Here is a 23,841-nt window from a genome sequence, read left to right as displayed (position 1 = left end):
ATGAAAGATATTGTGGCCTTATGTGGTGGTGATCCTAATAAAGTAGATTTATTACTTAAAATTCCCCCAAAGTGATCTTCCGAACACTTATGGTGTCTCACCGACCGGATAATTCCTTCCATAGTTCGATACTTTTTTTACCATTTAAGGCATGTAAGTTCATGGTAATAACTACCACCGCCACTTCACAATCCATTCACACCCCCTCCTTGAAAAAAGTAGGGGAGTTGCTACCTCTCAAACCTCCTGGATCATCTTTCCCTGTGTTCTGTGTTTGCGTGGCTGAATGCCTTTTTCCAATCCTCGTAACTCATTTCAAATTTAACCTCTCCTTTATTCACTGCGCCAACTTTTTTCCAGCCTTGCAAACTATAAAAAGCCTCTGCTCTGGTATTGGGGGCAGTACCTAACCAAATCATTTCTTTTGTTTGACTGAAATACCAGTCCATCATTAAACGATGAAGTGTTTTACCAATTCCTTTTCCTTCATGCTCCGGTCGTAAAAATAAGGCCCAAACATTATGATCTTTTAAATCAACAATAGAAAAACCGACAATTTGTCCGTCAATGTCACAAACCCAACCCTTGCCTCGCTGTGTTGTAAAGTCCTCACAATCGGCATCCGTAACCAATGCAGGATTAGATAAGGTATTTTCTTTGACAGTATGTCTGACAATCTGAATCTCTGGTATGTCAGTAATTTTAGCTTCTCTAAAAATCATGAGACAATTTTTTTAAAATTATTTCTGCTGCAAAAAGGGCTTTTATAATCCTTGGGAAGTGTTTTTGATAATATTCACCTAAGCTATAAAATGTTTATGACAAATTAATGATTCGCAATTTATGAATTGGTTCTACCTTTGCTTAACAGTGTTAGATTATTTAACTGTATAACTGTCATGGGAAGCAAAGAAAGAATTCTTCGATTAAAAGAGGAGACCAGAACCAAAATTCTGGATGCTGCTTTGGATATTGTGCAAAAGGAAGGTTGGCAGTCGTTGAGCATGCGTAAAATTGCCGATGAGATAGAATATACTGCCCCAATCATTTACGAGTACTTTCCAAATAAAGAAGGAATTTTACTGGAACTAACGAGAAGGGGTTACTTAATTTTAGCCAAGGATATTCGGGAAGCAAGAGATAGCCATCAACTGCCAGCAGATAAGATGGAGGCCATGTGGATTGCTTACTGGAATTTTGCTTTTGCCAATAAAGAATTTTACCAATTGATGTATGGTGTCGACATGGTTTGTTGCACGGTGAAGAATTCTTTAGCTGAAGCAGAAAATGTAGGTAACATGCTTGCCGAAGTTATAGAATCGTTGTTCGTAAAAAAACCTGTTTCTGATGACGACATTTGTATGAAGTATTATACCTATTGGTCAATTATTCATGGTTTGATTTCGATTAATCTGGTTCGCCCTAATGGAAGAACTACTGATGACATTAACCAACAGATTTTAAAGGACGCTATCAAGGGCATTACCTTATCGATCAACAGTTAATTTTTTTAAAAACGATTATTTAACACTGTTAAATAATTTATACACTATAAATCCAATTTAATTTTAATTCATATGAAATCTCTACATCGCTTGTTTCTGTTATTTAACAGTGTTAAACAGTTTATCATTGTTAGATACGTTCTAATTTTCGCCCTCTTATTCATACTATTAAACGGTTGTAAGCCTAAACAAGAACAGGCAGCAGCAGCTCCACCACCACCAGTGCTTCCGGTAAGTTTAATTGCCGAGCAAACCGAAACTACCTTTATCGAATATCCTGCAGCTATTCAAGGTGCTGTAGATATAGATGTTCGTCCACAGGTTAGCGGATACTTGCAAAGTGTTTTGGTTAACGAAGGAGCCTATGTTCAGGCTGGACAAACTTTATTCAAAATCAATGACAATCCTTTTCGTGAGGCGTTAAATAATGCGAAAGCCAGCTTGCACGCAGCAGAAGCAGCTATTTTAAATGCGCAATTGGAAATCGATAAATTAACCCCATTGGTTCAAAATAAGGTAGTTTCCGATTACCAGTTGAAAACCGCAAAGGCAGCCTATAAAATCGCGCAGGCGAATGCCGAACAAGCTAAGGCCAATGTAGCATCAGCTCAGATTAATTTAGGCTATACTAATGTTAAAGCAACCGTGAGTGGTTACATCGGTCGCATCCCTAAAAAACAAGGAAGCTTAGTATCGCCTGCTGATCAAACTGCATTAACGCAGTTATCTGATATCCATGAAGTACATGTTTACTTCTCTTTGGGCGAAAATGATTTCAACAGTTTCAACTCCAAATATCCTGGAAAAACTCCGGCAGACAGAATCAAAAATCTTCCTGCTGTAGAATTATTACTGGCCGACAATTCAGCTTATCCTGTTAAAGGAAGAATCGATATGATTGATGGTCAATTCGATAAAAATACAGGTGCTATTACCTTAAGAGCTAGTTTTCCTAATGCAAACGGCGTACTTCGTTCAGGCAATACCGGAAAGATCCGTTTGGGTTTAAAACATGATGATGCCATTTTGGTTCCTCAATCTGCAACGGTAGAAATGCAGGATAAAGTTTTTGTTTTCGCTATGAACAAGGACAATAAGGTGAGCAAATTGCCAATCACTGTTATTGGTAAAAGCGGAACTAACTACCTGATCAAAGATGGTGTTAAAGCCGGCGATCAAATTGTGTTGAGCGGAATGGATCGTTTGCAGGAAGGTCAGGTAATCCAACCAGAAAAGGCTAGTGACAAAGCAGCCAACTTAATTTCTAAAAAATAATTGAAATACCATGTTTAAGATATTTATACAAAGACCCGTACTGGCCACTGTGATCTCCATTTTATTGGTGATTCTAGGGGTATTGGGTTTAACGAAATTGCCGCTACAGCAATTTCCAGATATTGCACCTCCCTCCGTATTGGTAACGGCCGTTTATCCGGGAGCGAGTGCCGAAACGGTTTTAAGGTCCGTTGCACCATCTATTGAAGAATCGATCAACGGGGTAGAGAACATGAGTTATATGAGCTCAACTGCCAGTAATGATGGTTCGTTAGCCATTACTGTATTCTTTAAATTGGGAACTGATCCTGATCAGGCTGCGGTAAACGTTCAAAACAGGGTAGCCCAGGCCACCAGTCAATTGCCAGCAGAAGTAGTTCAACAAGGGATTATAACAGCGAAGCAACAGAATAACTTCATCATGGCTATTGGTATGTATACCGAAGATGAATCTAAATATGATCAGACATTTGTGGCCAATTATGCACAGATCAACATTATCCCTGAAATCAAAAGGATTCCAGGTGTAGGTTCTGCCAGTATTTTTGGTGGTGTTAAAGATTACTCAATGAGGGTGTGGCTTAACCCAACTCAAATGGCTACTCACAAAATTGCACCTAATGAGGTGATGCGTGCCATACAGGATAAAAGTTTGGAAGCTGCTCCGGGTAAGTTTGGTGAGCGTAGTAAGGAAGTTTTTGAGTATGTAATTAAATATAAAGGAAAACTGACCAAACCTGAAGAGTACGAAAATATTGCCATCCGTTCTAATGCAGATGGATCAGTATTGCGTTTGAAAGACGTAGCAAGGGTAGAATTAGGCGCTTATTCTTATAACAGTTTAACCCGCTTAAATGGTAAAAAAGGGGTGGTTATTGGTATCATCCAGTTAGCAGGATCAAACTCTAATGATATTCAGATTGCCATTAACAAACTGATGGAGAAATCTGCTAAAGATTTCCCTTCTGGAATTAAACACAATATATTCTACAGCACTAAAATAGCTTTAGATCAGTCGATTGAACAAGTTGAGCACACTTTGGTAGAAGCCTTCATACTGGTATTTATTGTGGTGTTTATCTTCCTTCAGGATTTTAGGTCAACATTAATTCCTGCAATTGCAGTTCCGGTAGCGATTTTGGGTACCTTCTTCTTTATGCAGTTGTTTGGTTTCTCAATCAACCTTTTAACACTTTTCGCTTTAATTCTGGCTATCGGTATTGTGGTGGATGATGCGATTGTGGTGGTAGAGGCCGTACATGCGAAGATGGAACATAAAAAGCTCTCTCCTAAAGTTGCTACTACAGAAGCCATGCACGAGATTACAGGTGCCATCATTTCAATCACCTTAGTAATGGCCGCAGTGTTCCTGCCCGTAGGTTTTATGGAAGGCTCAACGGGTGTGTTCTACAGGCAGTTTGCTTTTACCATGGCTATTGCGATTGTGATTTCAGCGGTAAACGCTTTAACGTTGAGCCCGGCATTGGCAGCCCTGTTTTTGAAAGATAACCATGCTGGTCATCACGAAACTGAAGAAAAACAAGGATTTAAACAAAAATTCTTCAGAGGCTTTAACAGCAGTTTTAATGCCTTAACCAATCGTTATGTAGGCGGACTTAAATTTTTAGTGCGCCACAAATGGGTAAGTTTAGGTGGTTTGGCACTGATTACAGTATTGACTATCTGGATGGTGAAGAAAACACCATCGGGCTTTATCCCAACAGAAGATCAGGGCTTTATCGCAATTGCTGTTAATACCCCTTCTGGTACTTCTTTGGATGGAACTTCTAAAGTAATGACTGATGCAGAAACGACCTTGAAAAAATTGGATGCTTCCCGTTTTGTAACGGCGATTTCAGGATTCAACCTGTTAACCAATTCAACAAGTCCATCTTCTGCAGTAGTTTTCGTACTGTTGAAACCAACAAAAGAAAGAGGGAAAGTTAAAGACATCAATGAAGTCATGAACGTGGTTCGTGGAGAATTGAGTAAAATCTCGGGTGGTAGTTTCTTCGTGTTCAGTTTCCCTACAGTACCAGGCTTTAGTAATGTGGAAGCACTCGATTTGGTACTCCAGGATAAAACGGGTGGTAAGCTGGATAAGTTCAGTGGCATCTCTCAGAACTTTATCGGAGAATTGATGAAACGTCCGGAAATTGCAGTTGCCTTCACCAGTTTCAAGGCAGATTATCCGCAATTACAATTGGAGGTTAACGATGAGAAAGCAGATCAGCTGGGCGTTGATGTAAGAGATATCCTGCAAACTATGCAAACCTATTTTGGTAGTGCTCAGGCATCAGATTTTAACCGCTTTGGTAAATATTACCGTGTTGTGGTTCAGGCAGATGTGCAGGATAGGGCAGATCCATCTTCTATTGACCGCGTTTTTGTTAAAAACAGACAAGGAGATATGGTGCCTATCAATACTTTGGTAAAACTGACCCGAATTTATGGTTCGGAAACGGCTTCGAGATATAACCTGTTTAACTCTATTCAGGTTAATGCGATTCCAAAACCAGGTTTTAGTTCAGGTGATGCTATTAAAGCCATCGAGGAAGTAGCAGAAAAGAATTTACCTTCAGGATATAGTTACGAATTTTCTGGTCAAACAAGAGAGGAGATTTCTTCAGGAGGTCAATCAACGGTAATTTTCTTATTGTGTTTGGTATTTATTTACTTCTTACTGGCCGCACAGTATGAAAGCTATATCTTACCATTAGCCGTAATTTTATCTATTCCAACAGGTATTTTCGGTGTATTTATCGCCATTGGCTTAACCGGAATTGAAAATAATATTTATGTACAGGTAGCACTGATTATGTTGATTGGTTTATTGGCTAAAAATGCGATTCTGATTGTGGAATTTGCAGCACAGCGAAGAAGATCCGGACAACCACTCGTAGCAGCAGCATTAGAGGCTGCGAAATTGAGGTTACGTCCAATTATCATGACTTCTCTGGCCTTTGTGGTGGGGTTATTTCCAATGAGCATAGCTACTGGTCCATCTGCACAGGGTAACCATTCTATTAGTATTGGTGCTGCGGGAGGAATGGTTTCAGGGGTAATCCTGGGCTTGTTTATGATTCCTGTACTCTTTATTGTGTTCCAGTTTCTTCAAGAAAAAATTTCTAAAAAAAGCAATGTGGTTATTCCTCATGAAGAACCCATTAATCATGTAGTTTATGAAACCGTTTAATTTATACACCATCTTACTCCTGGCGTTGGTTTGGAGTGGATGTTCCGTTTCTAAAGATGTTGCAACCCCTATGGGCATCGCACCTCAAATGTTTAGAAATATCATTTATAGAGATTCATCCAGTGTTGGAGATTTATCACTGAAAACTTTTATTACCGATCCTACGGTTCAGGGTTTGATAGATACGGCCTTGGTTAAGAACGTAGATATGCAGCTGGCATTGAAAAATATCGATGCTGCGGATGTATTGTTCAAGCAATCTAAATTGGGTTATTTGCCCGATTTAAAATTACAGGTGGCTGCGAATAGCACCCGCCCTTCTGATAACAGTTTAAACGGATTAAGTTTAAGTCAGTTTACAGGTCAGAAACATATTGAAGATTATAATGCTAATCTTGGATTGAGCTGGGAAGCAGATATCTGGGGAAAGATTCGCAACCAGAAAGCAGGTGCTTTAGCCAGTTATTTGCAAACCCAGGAAGCTAGAAAGGCCATTCAAACCCGTTTGGTAGCCAGCGTAGCACAAGGTTATTATAATTTGTTAATGATGGATGCGCAGTTAGAAATTGCACAGAAAAATTTAAAGTTAAATGATAGTACCCTTCGGATTATCAATCTTCAGTTTAGTGCTGGTCAGGTAACTTCCCTTGCCGTACAGCAGGCAGAAGCACAACAACTGGTTGCTGCACAATTGGTACCTCGACTGGAGCAAAATGTAACTTTACAAGAAAATGCATTAAGTGTTTTGATTGGGACTTTACCCCAGGCGATTAGTAGAAATAATCGGTTAGATAAGATCAATATCCCGCAAGATTTACATGCAGGCTTTCCCTCAACCTTGTTGAGCAGAAGGCCTGATATTAAAGTAGCAGAATTGGCTTTAACAGTTGCCAATGCGAAAGTAGGCGTAGCTAAAGCTAGTCTTTATCCATCGCTGGTAATTACTGCAAGCGGCGGTATCAATTCATTTAAAGCCAGCAATTGGTTTAATGTTCCTGCCTCTCTTTTTGGCTTAGTTGGAGGAGGAATTACCCAGCCGATTTTTCAACGCGGTCAATTGAAAGCTAATTATGAATTGGCCAAAATAGATCGGGAGAAAACGGTAATTCAATTCAGACAATCTGTTTTAAATGCAGTAGGAGAGGTATCTGATGAATTGACTAAGGTAGAGAAGCTAAAAAGTCAGTATACTCTAGCCGAGAAAAGAGCACAAACCTTACAACAGGCTACTAAAAATGCAAGTTTGCTATTTAAAAGCGGAATGGCCAGTTATTTAGAAGTAATTACGGCTCAGGGTAACCTTTTACAAAGTGAACTGGAGTTAGCGGCAATCAAAACAGAGCAGTTAAATGCTGTGGTTGGCCTTTACCGCTCATTAGGTGGTGGCTGGCAGTAGGCTAGTAAATGAATGATTGGATAACTGAATGATTGAGTGATTGAATAATTGAATGATGGAAGGATGGAATGATGGCACAGATGAGCGTTGCCCTCTTCCATCTTTCTTCGTTTAATGGCCTAAGCTTTTACTGATTTTAAGAAGGTAAAACCGATTATTCCCGACAAAATTGACGCGGTTAAAATGGCGAATTTGGCTTCAGAGATATGCAGGGTATCTGAGAAAGAAAGCAGAGCAATAAAAATAGACATGGTAAATCCTATTCCTGCCAGCATACCTAGGCCCAAAATATGTTTCCAACCTGCACCTGAGGGGAGTTCTGCCCATTTCAGTTTTACTGCAAGCCAGCTAAAACAAGTTACTCCCAATGTTTTTCCGGCAAATAAACCAATAACAATTCCTAAACCCAAGGGGGAGATTAATCCAGATAACATTTCTTTTTGAAAGGTGATGTTGGTATTGGCAAGGGCGAAAACAGGCATGATGAGATAGTTAACAGGAAAGGTAAGTATATGCTCTAATTTTTCTAACGGCGACTCCACATCAGTTTCATTTGTGGGAATGGTAAAAGCCAATAATACACCTGCAATGGTGGCATGTATACCCGAATGGTGAATAAAATACCAGAGAAATATACCTGGAACAAGATAAAAGACGAGGTTTTTAACTCCGAAATAATTCATCAGACCCAAAACCAGTAATATTCCGCCTGCCATGAGCAGGTAATTAAAATGAATTTGGTTGGTATAGAAGATGGCTATAACTAAAATCGCACCCAGGTCATCGACAATGGCTAAAGCAGCTAAAAAAATCTTTAAGCTTGGTGGAACATTTTTGCCCAACAGGGCGATGATGGCTAAGGCAAAAGCAATATCGGTAGCCATCGGAATTCCCCATCCTGAGGCCGTGCTTTCTCCTTTATTGATTGTGGCATAGATTAATGCCGGAATCAGCATGCCACCTAAGGCAGCTATAACCGGGAGTGAAGCACTTTTTATAGAAGAAAGTTCTCCTTCAACCAATTCGCGTTTAATTTCTAATCCTACCAGGAGGAAAAATATCGCCATTAAGGCATCATTGATCCAGCCTATGATGCTGTAGTTGATAACGCTAAACCCAATTTTAGTTTCTAAAAATGCATTAAAACCATCTTTTGATGAAGTATTTGCAATGAATAAGGAAATCGCTACACAAATTAATAGGAGAAAGCCGCCTACTTGTCCGGAACGAAAAAATCTTTTAAATGCTTCGAGGTTGATGATTTTAGCCATTGGGTAAAGATAAGGATTGAGTTTCGAATGAATGAATGATGGAATATTCCTGGCAATAGCTAAATCATTCCCTCATCCACTCATTCTCTCATCCACTCATTTAATCATTCAATCATTTAATTCTTCACTTTCCCAATATTCACGCGGATATTCACCTCAAAATCTCCATCAGTGTAGCCGCTTATGGCAGATGTTGCTGTATTGTAATAGGCCATAAAGTATAAGGTAGATTTATAATTCATACCCACGCCAAAAGTAGCGTTCTCCGTGCTGTGATACATAGCCATGAGGTATAATTTATCGTTGGCAAAGTTGGCATTCATTCCTGCATCCCATAAATTGTCGTAATTTTTTATTCCCCTAAAAACGGCCTTAGGTTCTAAACTTACTGCATTAATTCCTGAGTTAAGATTAAATTTGTAGCCTATTGCGGAATAAAAGGTCGGCTTGTCGGCAAAATTCTGGTCGTCATTTCTAAACACCGATCGCATATTGGGAATGGCACCTTCTACACTTAAACCTTTCGAGGTATAGGAAATACCAAAATCTCCATCGAAATAATAGCCCCTGTCGTTAAACCTTGCAATAGAAGGGTCGTTAATGTCGCTATTTTTAACGCTCCCGAAATCCAGTCGATCCTGGCTTGCGCCAAATGAAACACCAAAGTTTAGTTTCTGATCTTCGTTATTTAAGGGTAGGTGATAAGCGAAAGTTCCTACAGCCTTGGTACGCTGAATACCTCCCGATTTTTCGTTATAAAAATTTACGCCCCAGCCTACTCTATTAAGCTGTTGATCTAATGTAATACTTTGTGTAATCGGTGCTCCTGGAATATTCGACCATTGCTTCCGGAAACCACCGTTGATGTTAAATCCCTCATTTATACCTGCCATAGAAGGGTTAACGAGGTAGCGATTTTGGAAATATTGCGCATTTAGCGGAAGAATTTGCGCTTTCACGGTATTAATAAATAGGGTAGATGCAGCAAAAACGACTGTTATACGACTAATTTGCTTAATGTGTTTAATATTTATTTTCATGTAATTAGTCTCTAATAATGTTGATGAAACCTTTAAATGTGCCAATGCCAGTTCCCATATCGAGGATATAGTAATATGTGCCTTCTGATAATGGACCGCCATTGATCATGCCGTCCCAATCATTGCTGTAGCTTTGTTTGGTATAGAGCACTCTGCCTGCTTTATCAAAAATTCTAAGTGTATTGTTTGGATAATAATCCAGGTTTCTGATAACGAATTTATCATTGATCCCATCACCATTCGGGGTAATAACGGTGCCAGCTTCTAATTTGTAATCGTCGATGATGGTAATGTTGATGCTCTGATCGGTGGTACAACCATTTGCGTTGGTTACTGTAACTTTGTAAATACCGCTTTGTTTAGGTCTGATGGTTAATGCAGCAGTGTTTTGCCCGTTAACTACATCGTTCCCTGTCCAGCTGTATTGATTGCCACCGGAAGCAGTTAGGATTAAAGTTTCACCTTTAGAAACCGATAATCCATTGCTACTGTTGATATTGATAGTCGGCAAAGCATTTACTGTAAGCTTAAAGGTCTTACTTATGGTATTTACCCCACCAAAGTCGGTTCCGCCATTATCAGTAACGGTTACCGTAATATTGGCAACAGCACTGATGTTATTTTTCAAGTGATAGGTAATGGTTCCTTTGTCTGTACCATTTGCAGCAATAGATAAGTTGTCGAATAGGTCAGGTTGATCAGAAGTTACACTAAGTGTAGTGGTTTGTGTGCTTTCCGGACCTGCCGAAATTCCGGTTATGGCAACTGTTTGATTGGTAGTTGTATAACAGATGGTTTGACTCGCTATATTGGCTAAAGTTGGTGCGCCATTACCAAATAAATATCTTGATTTAATTGGATAATGATCTGTTGTGGTAGAACTATAATTGGTAACCAGGTTTTTAACGGCATCCAAAACCTCAGCTGATGCCGGGATATAGTTCTTATTTAGGTCTTTAGAAATAATCACGTTGTCAATTACGGTATTAAAACCCGCAGTTGATTGCTTTCCTGCTAAACTCAAGGGTAATGTAATCGGGAAATAATTGGTAACATCTTTGGTGAAATCTGAATAAGAGGTTCCAGTTCCTGCCGGCATTGGCGCTATGGTTTTATCTGCATCGAGTACATCATTAAAATCGCCAAGGATGATCACTTTTTTGCCCGCGAGGTTAGCGTCTATCCAGTTTTTCATTTGTAGGTTACCACCTTTTCTTCTGTTGTAAGAATCTACCTGTTCTGCTGGCGTACCTGTATTGGCTTTAGCGTGGATCTCAATAAAGTAAACCGTATCCACTTTATTATTGATCTTCACTTCTGCTTGTAACATATAAGGGAAGCGCCCCGACGACCAGTTTTTATAAGGTGTGCCGTCTGCAGCTGTGGCAGGTATCGCAGGGTTGTAGGTATCTCTTAAAATTCCAAGTGTTTTAATGGGTTTAATGAGATCCGTGCGATACATGAAAGCCAACTTTTGCGATAAAGGATAGTCGATGTCGGCCTTATCATCTGCATAGGAACCGAATTCACTAAATACAACACCATATCCTGCCGGAAGAACCGTATTTCTAAATAACGTAGTATCTACAACCTCAGCAAAACCATAAATATCTGCTTTAAGGTTGTTAACGATTGTGCTCACGTTGGTAGCTTGCAAAGCATCATTGGAAGGATCCTGAGCCGGGCTTCCAAACCATTCTATATTCCAGTTTACTACTTCGAGTGTATTGGCAACATCGAAAGTATTACCAGAAAGGGCAACCGTTTTATTGGCTGAACCAGATGTTGAAATGGTTACATTGCCTGTGAAGGTAGTGTTAACGGTTGAAGGACTAAATTTGGCATATACCTTAGGAGAAGTATTGTTAATATCTGCCTTGGCATAGGTTAATGTATTGGTAAAGGTACCTCCACTCGTTTTGGAGATGCTAAAGTTTGCCGGGGCTGTTAGCGTAACATCGCCGGTTAGGTTACCTGCTGAAAAACCGAAGTTACTTTCGGCCGAAGTGGTATTTACGGCTTGGAAACCAAAATTGATGCTGGATGGTGATACCGTGATATCTACGGCAGGAGGGGTACTTGAATTTCTAACCTCGAAATCATCTACTGTCCAACGACTTGCAGCACTGGTAGTTGATTGGTAAACTATGGCAATATAAACGGGGGTGGCTTTGTAAGCGCTTAGGTCTATGTTATCTGATTTTGTCCATTTGTCACTGGCTGTTTCCGGAAACTTTCCGTCGATGTTTGTCCAGGTTGCTAAAGCAGGATCTCCTGAGCCAGTATAGTTAGTAGAGATCTTTAACTGTAATTTATCTCCGGCAAATGCCGATCTGGTCCAGAAAGAAAGAATGGCATAATTCATACTGGCTAAATTCAAAGCCGGAGAAATTAACCAGTCTTCATTTTGGATGTTACCACTCGAAAAACCATTAATCTGCAATGCATTTCCGGCACTTCCTGCTCCCGTTGCATCATTGGCATCGTGCCCAAAAGTTGTAGTACATCCCCAGGTTTGCGCACCAGTTACACTATATTGATAAAAACCATCTGATAAGGCCGAACTACCAACCGTTGTGCAGTTTTCAAAGTTGAAAGCCGTCTGATTCGGATCAATAGCAGGGCCTGATAAAGCTAAACTTACGGCTGTTGCCCCTGTACTGGAGTGTAGAATAGCCCCGGTTATGTTGCCTTTAACAGTAGGATTAAACTTTACATAAACAGTTTGATTTGTAGTTAAATCTGTCGCGGTATAGCTAAGCGAAACAGAGTACGTTACATTATCTTTCGAAATCGTGAACGGACCGGTTACGGACAAAGTAGTTGCCGCAGTTAAATTACCTCCCGATAAAACATAAGTTTTTGCAGTAGATGTGGTATTGATCGCTTGATTATTAAAAGCCAAAGCGATTGATGTTACTTTTAAGAACGGTCCTGTGGTTGAAACAGGCTCGGTAATGGATGAGTTTTGTGGATTAGCGATTTTACTAACGAAATCTGCGGCATTATCATCGGTATCGTAACCGTTTCCGGCAAATTCTTCTGTTCCACCAACTCCCAAAGTAGTAGCTGTTGATGTTGCGCTTGCCTTACGTTCAACGGATATAGTTGCTGAAGGAACAGGTGCAGGACCGGAACCTTCAAATCCGATAGCCGTGGTTCCGTATCCAACCAAATCAATAATTTGTGTTCCTGTAGGTAATGTACCCGTTTGTGCCGTAGCTACATTGGCCAGTAAAACTTTACCTGCACCTGCTGCCATTGAAATTGTTCCAATCTTGTCTGGTGCTGGCAGGTCGGTAGTTCCAGCTGTTCCAGCCCCTTGTTGAACCAGGTAAAAACTTTTAGGGGCAATGCTACCAGATAACGGCGTTACTTGCCAGGAGGTTCCGGTTGCACTGGCATATTGCACAGACCATCCCGTTAAATTAACGGTGGCAGTAGTCGGATTGTAGATTTCAATAAAATCATTTCTGTAAACAGAACCGGAGTTACCACCACCTCCATAAACTTCAGAGATAACCAGATGATTTACTCCCGCTGGTTCTTTTATACTACTATTTTGCGGATTGGGTGCTGTAACTACAAAATCAGTACTGTTATTATCGCTATCATAACCATTTCCTGCAAATTCTTCCGATCCGCCCACTGCTAATGTTGTTGCTGTTGAAGTAGCGGTTGCTTTTCTTTCAATGGACGTGGTATTAGAAATAAGTGGTGTTGGTGCTGTTTCAAAACCTGTAGCGGTTGGACCGAAACCAACTTTATCTATTATTGCTGATGTTGCAGGATTTGCCCCTGTTAAAGCAACATTGGAGTTACTTAAAATTACTTTACCGGTTGTTCCCGAAAGTGCTAGCGTACCAATCGCATCTGGTGTAGGCAGATTAACTGTTCCTCCTGCACCTACAGCTTGCTGAATTAAATAAAAACCTTTTGCAGGGATACTGCCGGTTAAGTCCGTTTTTTGCCAGGTAGTTCCTGTTGCACTCGCATATTGGACAGACCAGCCTGTTAAATCAACAGCAGCATTGGTTGGGTTGTATAATTCGATAAAATCATTTTTAAAGGTTGCGCCAGAGTTGCCGCCACCTCCGTAAACTTCAGAAATAACTACATGGGCAGGAGGAGTGATGCCTGTCCCGGTTAGCGCTACATTTATATTAGAAGCGCCGGTACTCACATGTAAAATATTATCACTTGAGCTTGTTGGTGTAGTGGGATTGAAGCGTGCGTAAACGGTTTTGCTACTGGCTAGTTCTGCAGCGGTGTAAGTGATCGATGTACTAAAAGTTGTATTGTCTTTAGAAATCGAAAATGGTGCGCTGGTAGTTAAATTCACACTATTGCTTAAGTTTGTTGCACTTAGGGTGTAAGATTGTGAAACAGAAGTGGTTCCAATCGTTTGGCTACCGAAATCTAAACTGCCAGAAGTGGTGCTAAGCGAGGGTTGAGTAGCGTTTGCATTGGCCAGGGTTCCGCTAATCACCAAGCCATTTGTGCCTGCTGCAGCGGAGTTAAAGCCCCAGCCCCCAGTAGTTGTTTGTCCGCTGGCATAATACCTTAATGTAATGGTGGTACCTTCTGGAACATTTTGCAATGCTGCGATACCACTTAAGCTGATGCTTGGAGCCGAGGTAAGTGTGGCAGCTAAAATCATTGAAGGGCTTCCAATCAATGTAAAGTTAGTTCCATCTAAGCTATAGGCAAATTGAGAACTTACACCAGGTGCTGCATAAAAGCTTGCTGTGCCTGCAAATTTTGCATCAATAGCAGATAAGGAAATTTTCTTACCTGTTGAAGCGGTAAATGAAACTTCGAAATAATCGGTATTGGTTAATGCAATTCCATTATTTTGAAAACCAGTTGTTCTAAACGAGTTTGCACCTGCGCTGGCACCTGCACTGCTACCACGACTTAATACCGGGGCCGCGGTTAAACCAGGATCGAAACTGTTTGCAGTTAAAGTGGCTACTTGATTTTGTCCTGTGAAATCCCACGAAGCTATTTGAGCGAAAAGTTGATGGGAAACGAAGAAAAATAGAATGAGAAGTAGATGTCTTTTCATATAATCTGTTATGTTTGAGACAAATGTATATGCAAAAACCTGATTTTCAGATTAACTTAATGTTAATTTGATGGAATGTGGAAAAATATAGGTAATAAATAGGGGTTTGTATCGTTGTTCGCCCCCTGGTCCGTGTCCCACGGACCAGTAATGCGCGGTGGGAATGTTTACCCCTGGTCAGTGACTCACGGACCAGTAACAATAATTGTAATAGCTTTTATTTATTAGTTAACCTGTTGTGGTCCCCCTGGTCCGTGTCCCACGGACCAGTAATGCGCGGTGGGAATGTTTACCCTTGGTCAGTGACTCACGGACCAGTAACAATAATTGTAATAGCTTTTATTTATTAGTTAACCTGATATGGTCCCCCTGGTCCGTGTCCCACGGACCAGTAATGCGCGGTGGGAATGTTTACCCTTGGTCCGTGACTCACGGACCAGTAACAATAATTGTAATAGCTTTTATCAGGTAACCTGATATGGTCTGTGTGTCACAGACCATGGGTTTACTAAAGATATTCTTCAATATTTCCCTTGCCCTCACGAATAATTTCAAACTCGCCATTGGTGCAATCAATTACTGTCGAAGCTTCATTATCTCCATAGCCACCATCAATGACGAGGTCTACCAGATTTTCATATTTTTCGTGGATCAATTCCGGATCAGTAGAGTATTCCACTAATTCATCATCATCTTTAATGGAAGTTGAGAGTATTGGATTACCCAATTCTTTAACAATGCATCTGGCAATATTATTGTCGGGCACCCTTATACCCACCGTTTTTTTGTTCGAACTTAAGAGCTTCGGAACATTATTGTTGGCATTGAATATAAAAGTAAAAGGACCGGGTAAAGCTTTTTTGATTACCCTGAATGTGGTGTTGTCTATAGGCTTGATGTAATCGGAGATATGCTTCAAATCATGGCAAATGAAAGAAAAATTAGCTTTTTCGGGTTTGATCCCGCGAATGCGACAGATTTTTTCTATGGCCTTCGGATTGGTGATATCGCAGCCTAAACCATAAATGGTGTCGGTAGGGTAGATCACTAAACCGCCTTTTTTAAGCACTTCAACCACTTGTTCAATGGCACGTTCATTCGGATTCTCAGGATAAATCTTAATTAGCATAGGTAAAAATAACAAAAATATGATGTCAGTTGTTTAATAATCCGTAATCTTTGTAGTATTAACTAACAGAACATGAGAAAAGCTTTCATCGCCATTGCCGCATTTTTAGTTGCCCTAACCATTATGTTGGGTCTTACTTATCCACCCTTGTGGTGGTTATTTATTTTTACTGGTCCAATTGTTATTTTAGGTATTTATGATTTAACGCAGCCTAAACACAGTATCGTGCGTAATTACCCGGTATTTGGTCGGTTACGGTATTTTATGGAAGATTTAAGACCAAAGGTTTATCAATATTTCGTTGAAAGTGATACCAATGGAACGCCTTATAACAGATTAAACCGTTCATTGATTTATCAACGAGCGAAACTAGATAATGATACCATTCCTTTTGGAACGCAGCTTAATGTATATGATAATGGCTACGAATGGTTGAGCCACAGTATTGCGGCAATCTCTCATCATGAGCTAAATGCGGATCCCCGTGTACTCGTAGGTGGGCCCGATTGTAAACAGCCCTATTCTGCAAGTATTTATAACATTTCGGCGATGAGCTTCGGTTCATTAAGTCAAAATGCCATTTTAGCTTTAAATGGTGGAGCTAAATTGGGAAATTTTGCACACAATACAGGAGAAGGGGGAATTAGCGACTATCACCGTCAGCCGGGAGGAGATTTGATATGGCAAATTGGAACTGGGTATTTTGGCTGTAGAAATGCCGATGGAACATTCAATTATGATGCTTACGCTGAAAGGGCTAAAACCGATCAGGTGAAAATGGTAGAGGTTAAGTTATCGCAAGGTGCGAAACCTGGTCATGGAGGGATGCTTCCCGCTAAAAAGGTAACGCCTGAAGTAGCGCGTATCCGTTTAGTGCCCGAAGGAAAAGATGTGCTTTCGCCTCCTGCACATTCTGTTTTCTCTACCCCAATAGAGTTGTTGCAATTCGTAAAGAAATTAAGAGATCTGTCTGATGGTAAACCAGTTGGTTTTAAACTTTGTATAGGGAGGAGATCTGAATTTTATGCGATTTGTAAAGCGATGATTGAGACCAAAATCTATCCGGATTTTATTACTGTTGATGGGGGCGAGGGAGGTACCGGTGCTGCACCACAGGAATTCTCGAATTCGGTAGGGATGCCTTTGCGTGAAGCGGTGGCCTTTGTGTATGATGTTCTGGTAGGTTTTGACCTCAAAAAACACATTAAAATTATTGCTTCTGGTAAAGTGGCTACCGGATTCGACTTGGTTAAAAATATAGCGCTTGGAGCAGATATGTGTAATGCGGCCCGTGGAATGATGTTTGCCCTGGGTTGTATTCAAGCTTTAGAATGCAATAGCAATACTTGCCCAACAGGTGTGGCTACGCAAGACCCAAGCTTGATGAAAGGCTTGGTTGTGGAAGATAAAAGGGTTAGGGTGAAGAACTTTCATAATTTAACCGTAGCCAGTGCAGTAGAGCTTTTGGGCGCAGCTGGATTAAGAGAGCCAAACCAATTAAGCCGTGCGTATATCAACAGGAGGTTGAGCCCGAGTGTAATGCAATCTTATTTAGAGAGTTTCCCTTATATCCCGGCAGGGAGTTTGCTTAAAACACCTTATCCTGTGCGTTTTGAATTGGGAATGGCTTTAAGTACCGCAGAAAGTTTTGCGCCAACCGATTATAAAGTTTCGGCTATTGATTATGCGCATGCCAATCCTTATGTAGATTCTATACACGAGGAAGGACAATAGTTGATAGTATATTTCGAAAGGATAAAGTCATGTAAAAAAAAGCCATCTAAAATTATCTTAGATGGCTTTTTCTTTAGTTGAGCCGTTTAAAAAGACCCTTGTATTTAAAACTCTGCGTTCTTAGGGTAACGAGGGAAAGCAATTACATCTCTGATATTGGTCATTCCGGTAACGAACAAAACTAAACGTTCAAAGCCTAGTCCAAAACCTGAGTGCGGTGCAGAACCAAATCTACGGGTATCTAAATACCACCACAATTCATCCTGCGGAATACCTAAATCATCCATTCTCTTGGTTAAGCGGTCTAAACGCTCTTCACGTTGCGAACCACCAATCATTTCTCCAATACCAGGAAACAAAATATCCATTGCTGCAACAGTTTTTCTGCCTTCTGCATCTGGTTCATTCTGGCGCATGTAGAAAGATTTAATATCTGCCGGGTAGTCAGTTAAAATCACCGGTTTTTTAAAGTGTTTTTCTACTAAGTAACGCTCGTGCTCACTTTGTAAATCAGCTCCCCACTCGTCAATTAAATATTTAAATTGTTTCTTCTGGTTAGGTTTAGATGATTTTAAGATTCTGATTGCCTCTGTATAAGTTAAACGCTCAAAATCATTCGCTAAGCAAAAATCCAATTTCTCTAATAAAGTAAATTCGCTACGCTCATTTTGAGGTTTTTGCTTGTCTTCTTCAGCTAAACGGCTGTTTAAAAATTCTAATTCCTCTTTACAGTTATCCAAAGCATATTTAATCACATACTTCATCATGTCCTCGGCCAGTTGCATGTTGTCTTCTAAATCTGCAAAAGCAACTTCAGGTTCAATCATCCAGAACTCAGCCAGGTGGCGGGTTGTGTTAGAGTTTTCAGCCCTAAAAGTAGGTCCGAAAGTATAAATCTGTCCAAAAGCCATTGCAGCCAACTCGCCTTCCAATTGACCGGAAACGGTTAAGTTAGTCGCACGACCGAAAAAATCTGCCGAATAATCAACTTTACCATCTTCAGTACGAGGAGTGTTGTCAAAATCTAATGCGGTTACTTTAAACATTTCCCCGGCACCCTCTGCGTCGCTTGCTGTGATAACAGGTGTGTGCATGTAAACAAATCCACGCTCGTTGTAAAACTGATGAATGGCAAAGGCCAAAGCATGTCTTACTTTGAAAACGGCATTAAAGGTATTGGTGCGGAAACGCAAGTGTGCAATTTCACGTAAAAACTCTAAACTGTGTTTTTTAGGTTGTAAAGGGAATTTTTCAGGATCACTATCACCTAAAATTTCTACCGTGGTCGCTTTAATTTCTACTGATTGTCCTTTTCCTAACGATTCTACTAATTGTCCTGTTGCAGAAATAGCTGCGCCAGTGGTGATTCTTTTTAACAGCTCTTCAGGTAAATTATTGAAATCAACCACAACCTGGATATTGCTCATGCAAGACCCATCATTTAAAGCGATAAACTGATTATTACGGAAAGTCTTAACCCATCCCATAACCGTTACTTCTGTGCTAAATGCAGTCGATTTTAATAAATCTTTAATTTGCTGTCTCTTAATCATATTATTAATTGTAAAAGCCGCAAATTTAGGAAAAAATAAACAATTCAGTCGGCAGTTTTCGATTTTAAATAACCCTCCGAAAATCCAACAACTACCAGCAGAACTTTGGAATGATTAGTCGAAACTTCCAACTGAAAACTTCCAACTGAAAACTGCCAACTATTGCTACTGCTGCTGTTGTTGCTGAATAGCTTCCATGTATTGCTGGTAGCTATTTCTTGATCCTGCATGGGGCGTTGGAGTTGAGGGTTTGTGGTAATTTACTTCTGTTGGTTTAAAATAGTTATCGTTGTCATTGAAATCATCATCGTTATATCCTACAGAAACATTTACCTCCAGTATGTGTTCAAAACCTCCTTTGTATACCCCTTTTACAGGAGAACAATCTGCAAAATTACGGCCTACCGCCAATCTCACATGGTTTTCATTGGCTATGCAGTTATTGGTAGGGTCTAAACCCAGCCAGCCATACTCCGGTAAGTAAGCCTCCGCCCAGGCATGTGTAGCACCTTCACCTCGCATACCGTCTTTATTCGGACAAATATAACCGCTAACGTATCTCGCCGGAATGCCAGTTAATCTAAGCATAGCGGTTAAGATGTGTGCGAAATCCTGACAAACACCCGCTTTTAAAGATAATATTTCATCAATTGTGGTGTCAACAGCAGTAATTCCCTTAATGTACTCGAAGCTGTTAAATACATAGGCGCAATATTTTATCGCGGTTTGGTATGGCGTGTCATCGGTAACTTTAATATTTAGAGCCGTTTCCCTAAGCTGATCAATACCTTTGAATCCTTCCTGCCGCAGGTAATCGATAAAAGGTACTTCATACCGAATAGATTGTAAGCTATTCCATTGCTCACTGCTGAACATATCATCCTGGGGAAGGGGTTTTTGAAATGTTTCTACGCTTACTTTTGAAAAGATTTTCAGTTGGGTATGGGGTTCATTTTGTGTAAAGGTGCCAAATTCGTTTCCGTAATAATCAATAAAAATCTCAATCTCCGGACTGCCGGAGATATTGAGATCATGTTTAATTACTTTTTGATAGTCATCCTTAATAGGGAAAAGAATAATCTGATTCGCGCTGTCGCGAACAGGCGTTTCGTATTTATAGTTGGTGATATGTTTTATTTTAAATATGGGCATGGCGCTGTTATATATTATTAATGAGTTTGTCTGGATACCTGCTTATGAGTTGGCAAAGTAATATTCATTCAATAGATTGCCGATTCCATAGAGCTCTGACCGGATTTCAGTGAGGTATCTGTGGAGTTCTTCTTCGGCCATCGTATTCACCGAACTATAAGTAATCATACTTTTTAATCTTCCAATTTTAAAAGAAAGGTTGTTGTAGTGTTCCAGGTTGTTTTCGCTTTTTAAGCGGATAAAATAACGTTCAATATTATTCATGGAATATAGTGCTGATCTTGGAAAGTCATTGTTCAGCATCACCAGTTCTATGATGTTTTTAGCGTCGAATCCCTGCCGATAGGTTTTTAAATATAATTCATATCCACCTAGCGAAAGTAAAAGATGCTTCCAGTAAGCAATATCCGTTAGTAAATCGGGATTGCTGCTTATAGAACTGAATTTAATATCTAAAATATCAATAGATTGAATACTCCGTTCCAGATGTTTACCTATTTTCATAAAACTTCGGCTTTCGCCACGCTCCATAGCGCTGTCTGCTGTTCCATGGTAAAGCATTACCTGTTTGATGAGGATATCTAAAGCGGTTATGGGGTCGTCTTTTTGAACATACCAAAGGGTTTTTTCATCCTTCATGGTGTGGTAATACTCGTTTAAGCATTGCCATAAATCTTTCGGGATATGCTCCTGTACGCTTCTGGCATTTTCTCTCGCTAAAGTAATGATGTTCAAGATGGAGTTTGGATTATCCTTATTGAACAATAGGTATTCGATTACAGCTCTGCTATCATGCTGGATCTTTAATAGTTCTGGCTCATCATCTGCAGAAAATATTCTGATAATAGGTTTCCAGGTAAATTCCTGTATCGTATCTTGTGATGAAGCGTAATTTATTTTTAACATGCGTAGCATACCGTCGCTACGCTCAACATATCTGCTTAGCCAATACAGGCTAGATGCCACTCTACTTAACATATTTTTATTCTAAGAAGTTAAAACCCAAGTATCCTTACTGCCACCACCTTGCGAGCTGTTTACCACTAGTGAGCCTTCTTTTAAAGCTACACGCGTTAAGCCGCCTGGTACAATCGATATCCCCTCAGGGCCATTTAAGGCAAACGGGCGAAGATCGATTCTGCGGGGAGCGAGCTGCCCATTAATAAAGCACGGGGCAGAGGATAGGCTAATGGTGGGTTGGGCAATAAAATTACGGGGGTCTTTAAGTATTTCTAATTTATATTCTTCCGTTTCCTGTTCAGAAGCCGCATGCCCCATCAGCATGCCATAGCCACCACTTCCATTGGTTTTTTTAATGACCATTTTATTGATGTTGGCGAAAACATATTCCAGTTCTTCAGGATTGCTCAATTGATAGGTGGGAACATTCTTTAAGATAGGTTCTTCGTTTAGGTAATACCGAATCATATCGGGTACGTAGGTGTATACGGCTTTGTCGTCTGCAACACCATTTCCAACAGCATTTACAATGGCTACATTGCCTTTGCGATAAGCGCCCATAATCCCTGCAACACCTAATACGCTACTTGGATTAAATACCAGTGGATCAATATAGTCATCGTCTACTCTCCGGTAAATAACATCTACCTGCTGAAGTCCGGTGGTGGTTTTCATGAAAACTTTCTGGTTTTTTACCACTAAATCACGTCCTTCAACCAATTCTACCCCCATTAAACGGGCTAATGTAGTGTGCTCGTAATAGGCAGAATTATACATGCCCGGACTTAGCAATACAATAGTAGGGTTGGATACGGCTCTGGGCGACAAAGCCATTAAGTTCTTGTAAAGTATGGCAGGGTATTCGGTAACACTTCTAACGCTGCATTGTGGGATAAGGTCTGGAAAAAGCCTTTTCGTAATTTCTCTGTTTTCGAGCATGTAACTTACGCCTGAAGGCGTTCGGAGGTTATCTTCCAGTACGTAGAAAGTTCCGTCATGATCTCTAATCAGGTCGATTCCCGCTATATGTATATAAATATCATGTAGCACATTCACATTATGCATCTCTCTTAAAAAATGTGGACACGAATAGATGACATGGATGGGAACAATCTGATCTTTGAGGATGAACTGATTGCTGTAAACATCTTTCAGAAAAAGGTTCAGTGCTTTAAGACGCTGTTTGATTCCCTTTTCTATAAAAGACCATTCACTGGCAGTTATAATTCTGGGGATAATATCAAAAGGAAATATTTTTTCGATACCCTCGCCACTATCATAAACAGTAAAGGTAATTCCCTGGCTCATGAAAAGTTTTCGTGCCAGTTCTTCTTTCTTGTTTAGATTTTCTAAAGACTCTTTAGAGAATTTTTTAATGAAATTCTGGTAATGATCGCGATAATTATTACTCTTAAGAAACATTTCATCGTAAATTTGGGGATGATTGAGGTAGTTTTTAATAAAACTATCTATCATTTTGCTTTAAAATTTCTTTAAATTATGATTTTTAACTTAAAAAACTATTTTTTGTATGATAAAAAATATAATAAAAGCCGTTTTTAATATTATTTTTTGTTTTTAACTATTGTTTTGGTGGTATTTTGTGTTTTTTATTGAAATATTTTAATTTTTTTATCAAAAATACTTTCTGATAACGATAAATTTTGTACTTTTGTAATGCTCGTTAATTATTATTATATATTTGGTTTAAAAAGAGCGCTGGTAACGGCGCTTTTTTATAAAAATCTTAAGACTTATTCATAATCAACATAAACCAAACCAACCTAAACTTAAAAAGCTTCCTTTTAGGAGGCTTTTTTATTTTAAATGTATCGCTGGTTGCATGATAATGAACAGGATGTTTAACCCTCACAATTAAAATGTTGCCACGGAAACACGGAATACACGGAAGAACATTTGTTTTATATTTTGCTTAGATGCCTGAGGCGTTTAAGGTGGTTCAATGTGTTGCGGGGTGTGTGTTATGTGTTACGGGGCAGGATGCCTAACCTCAGTGTACTTTTTTTATTTTAAATGTATCACGGGTGGTGTGTTGTGGAGCAGGATGTCTAACCCTCACAATTAAAATGTTGCCACGGAAGCACCGAATACACGGAAGACATATATTTTATGTTTTGCTTAGATGCCTGAGACGCCTAAGGTGGTTGAATGTGTTGCGGAGGTATGCCTAATCCTCATAAGTAAAAAGTTGCCACGGAAGCACGGAATACACGGAAGAACATTTGTTTTATATTTTGCTTAGATGCCTGAGACGTTTAAGGCGGTTGAATGTGTTACGTGCCCTGTGTCCCCACCACTACACAAGCCTACATATCCCTCCCTGAAAAGTAGGGGAGCTTGGAGGTCATGAGGTTTCAAAATATCACCTTAGTGTCCTCTTATTAATCGCAAAGCGATCTTTGTGTCCTTTGTGGTGAATGTGTGTGGCTTATGAGCAAGGAGTACTTACACCCAACTCTGCGTTCTCTGTGCCTTTTCTCTGCGTCCTCTGCGGTTAAATGTGTTGCGGGTTGTGTGTTACGGGGCAGAATCCCTAATCCT

General features: G+C 40.0%; 14 protein-coding genes. 5 read left to right on the top strand and 9 right to left on the bottom strand.

The features are described 5' to 3' along the window. Nucleotides 1-251: 251 nt before the first annotated feature. Nucleotides 252-722 (bottom strand): GNAT family N-acetyltransferase, encoded by a 471-nt coding sequence (locus BMX11_RS22965; RefSeq protein WP_090889570.1) that lies wholly within the window; start codon nt 720-722, stop codon nt 252-254. A 177-nt stretch (nt 723-899) separates the two neighbouring features. On the opposite strand from BMX11_RS22965, the gene BMX11_RS22960 reads away from it, so the two are divergent. The 4 genes from BMX11_RS22960 to BMX11_RS22945 all read left to right on the top strand — a co-directional run bounded on the left by BMX11_RS22960 (nt 900) and on the right by BMX11_RS22945 (nt 7,372). Next, complete coding sequence (locus BMX11_RS22960) at nt 900-1,505, top strand: TetR/AcrR family transcriptional regulator (RefSeq protein ID WP_090889567.1); 606 nt, start codon at nt 900-902, stop codon at nt 1,503-1,505. Nucleotides 1,506-1,577: 72 nt separating this feature from the next. Then, nucleotides 1,578-2,780, top strand: coding sequence for an efflux RND transporter periplasmic adaptor subunit (locus BMX11_RS22955; RefSeq protein WP_090889565.1), 1,203 nt, complete (start codon nt 1,578-1,580; stop codon nt 2,778-2,780). Between the two features lie 10 nt (nt 2,781-2,790). Continuing rightward, nucleotides 2,791-5,976 (top strand): efflux RND transporter permease subunit, encoded by a 3,186-nt coding sequence (locus BMX11_RS22950; protein WP_090889563.1) that lies wholly within the window; start codon nt 2,791-2,793, stop codon nt 5,974-5,976. Continuing rightward, nucleotides 5,963-7,372, top strand: a complete 1,410-nt coding sequence (locus tag BMX11_RS22945) for a TolC family protein (protein WP_090889560.1) — start codon at nt 5,963-5,965, stop codon at nt 7,370-7,372. The genes BMX11_RS22950 and BMX11_RS22945 overlap by 14 nt, the downstream gene beginning before the upstream one ends. 119 nt (nt 7,373-7,491) lie before the next feature. Here BMX11_RS22945 and nhaA read toward each other — a convergent pair whose 3' ends face one another. The 4 genes from nhaA to BMX11_RS22925 form a co-directional block, all read right to left on the bottom strand. Then, nucleotides 7,492-8,643: a Na+/H+ antiporter NhaA gene (nhaA, locus tag BMX11_RS22940; RefSeq protein ID WP_090889558.1), complete on the bottom strand. Its 1,152-nt coding sequence runs from the start codon at nt 8,641-8,643 to the stop codon at nt 7,492-7,494. A gap of 116 nt (nt 8,644-8,759) precedes the next feature. Then, nucleotides 8,760-9,683 (bottom strand): PorP/SprF family type IX secretion system membrane protein, encoded by a 924-nt coding sequence (locus tag BMX11_RS22935; RefSeq protein ID WP_175474652.1) that lies wholly within the window; start codon nt 9,681-9,683, stop codon nt 8,760-8,762. Between the two features lie 4 nt (nt 9,684-9,687). Then, nucleotides 9,688-14,751, bottom strand: coding sequence for a lamin tail domain-containing protein (locus tag BMX11_RS22930; RefSeq protein ID WP_090889555.1), 5,064 nt, complete (start codon nt 14,749-14,751; stop codon nt 9,688-9,690). Between the two features lie 508 nt (nt 14,752-15,259). Next, nucleotides 15,260-15,880, bottom strand: coding sequence for an L-threonylcarbamoyladenylate synthase (locus tag BMX11_RS22925; protein ID WP_090889552.1), 621 nt, complete (start codon nt 15,878-15,880; stop codon nt 15,260-15,262). A gap of 72 nt (nt 15,881-15,952) precedes the next feature. On the opposite strand from BMX11_RS22925, the gene BMX11_RS22920 reads away from it, so the two are divergent. After that, nucleotides 15,953-17,614, top strand: a complete 1,662-nt coding sequence (locus tag BMX11_RS22920; protein ID WP_090889549.1) for an FMN-binding glutamate synthase family protein — start codon at nt 15,953-15,955, stop codon at nt 17,612-17,614. Between the two features lie 104 nt (nt 17,615-17,718). Here BMX11_RS22920 and asnS read toward each other — a convergent pair whose 3' ends face one another. From asnS to BMX11_RS22900, 4 genes are all read right to left on the bottom strand, one after another. Continuing rightward, nucleotides 17,719-19,167, bottom strand: a complete 1,449-nt coding sequence (gene asnS / locus BMX11_RS22915) for an asparagine--tRNA ligase (protein ID WP_090889546.1) — start codon at nt 19,165-19,167, stop codon at nt 17,719-17,721. A gap of 165 nt (nt 19,168-19,332) precedes the next feature. After that, nucleotides 19,333-20,319 (bottom strand): transglutaminase family protein, encoded by a 987-nt coding sequence (locus tag BMX11_RS22910; protein ID WP_090889543.1) that lies wholly within the window; start codon nt 20,317-20,319, stop codon nt 19,333-19,335. A 42-nt stretch (nt 20,320-20,361) separates the two neighbouring features. Then, entirely contained in the window at nt 20,362-21,297 is a 936-nt protein-coding gene (locus BMX11_RS22905; protein WP_090889540.1) for an alpha-E domain-containing protein, read from the bottom strand. 9 nt (nt 21,298-21,306) lie between these two features. After that, nucleotides 21,307-22,755 (bottom strand): circularly permuted type 2 ATP-grasp protein, encoded by a 1,449-nt coding sequence (locus BMX11_RS22900; protein ID WP_090889537.1) that lies wholly within the window; start codon nt 22,753-22,755, stop codon nt 21,307-21,309. Nucleotides 22,756-23,841 lie beyond the last annotated feature (1,086 nt).

The sequence above is a fragment of the Pedobacter rhizosphaerae genome, assembly GCF_900111155.1.
Classification (GTDB): domain Bacteria; phylum Bacteroidota; class Bacteroidia; order Sphingobacteriales; family Sphingobacteriaceae; genus Pedobacter; species Pedobacter rhizosphaerae.
This window is presented reverse-complemented; position numbering and strand designations above follow the sequence as displayed.

Bases quoted from the DNA above. Each gene is read 5' to 3' on its own strand.
- BMX11_RS22965 (WP_090889570.1), bottom strand. From the start codon at position 722: ATGATTTTTAGAGAAGCTAAAATTACTGACATACCAGAGATTCAGATT.
- BMX11_RS22960 (WP_090889567.1), top strand. From the start codon at position 900: ATGGGAAGCAAAGAAAGAATTCTTCGATTAAAAGAGGAGACCAGAACC.
- BMX11_RS22955 (WP_090889565.1), top strand. From the start codon at position 1,578: ATGAAATCTCTACATCGCTTGTTTCTGTTATTTAACAGTGTTAAACAG.
- BMX11_RS22950 (WP_090889563.1), top strand. From the start codon at position 2,791: ATGTTTAAGATATTTATACAAAGACCCGTACTGGCCACTGTGATCTCC.
- BMX11_RS22945 (WP_090889560.1), top strand. From the start codon at position 5,963: ATGAAACCGTTTAATTTATACACCATCTTACTCCTGGCGTTGGTTTGG.
- nhaA (WP_090889558.1), bottom strand. From the start codon at position 8,643: ATGGCTAAAATCATCAACCTCGAAGCATTTAAAAGATTTTTTCGTTCC.
- BMX11_RS22935 (WP_175474652.1), bottom strand. From the start codon at position 9,683: ATGAAAATAAATATTAAACACATTAAGCAAATTAGTCGTATAACAGTC.
- BMX11_RS22930 (WP_090889555.1), bottom strand. From the start codon at position 14,751: ATGAAAAGACATCTACTTCTCATTCTATTTTTCTTCGTTTCCCATCAA.
- BMX11_RS22925 (WP_090889552.1), bottom strand. From the start codon at position 15,880: ATGCTAATTAAGATTTATCCTGAGAATCCGAATGAACGTGCCATTGAA.
- BMX11_RS22920 (WP_090889549.1), top strand. From the start codon at position 15,953: ATGAGAAAAGCTTTCATCGCCATTGCCGCATTTTTAGTTGCCCTAACC.
- asnS (WP_090889546.1), bottom strand. From the start codon at position 19,167: ATGATTAAGAGACAGCAAATTAAAGATTTATTAAAATCGACTGCATTT.
- BMX11_RS22910 (WP_090889543.1), bottom strand. From the start codon at position 20,319: ATGCCCATATTTAAAATAAAACATATCACCAACTATAAATACGAAACG.
- BMX11_RS22905 (WP_090889540.1), bottom strand. From the start codon at position 21,297: ATGTTAAGTAGAGTGGCATCTAGCCTGTATTGGCTAAGCAGATATGTT.
- BMX11_RS22900 (WP_090889537.1), bottom strand. From the start codon at position 22,755: ATGATAGATAGTTTTATTAAAAACTACCTCAATCATCCCCAAATTTAC.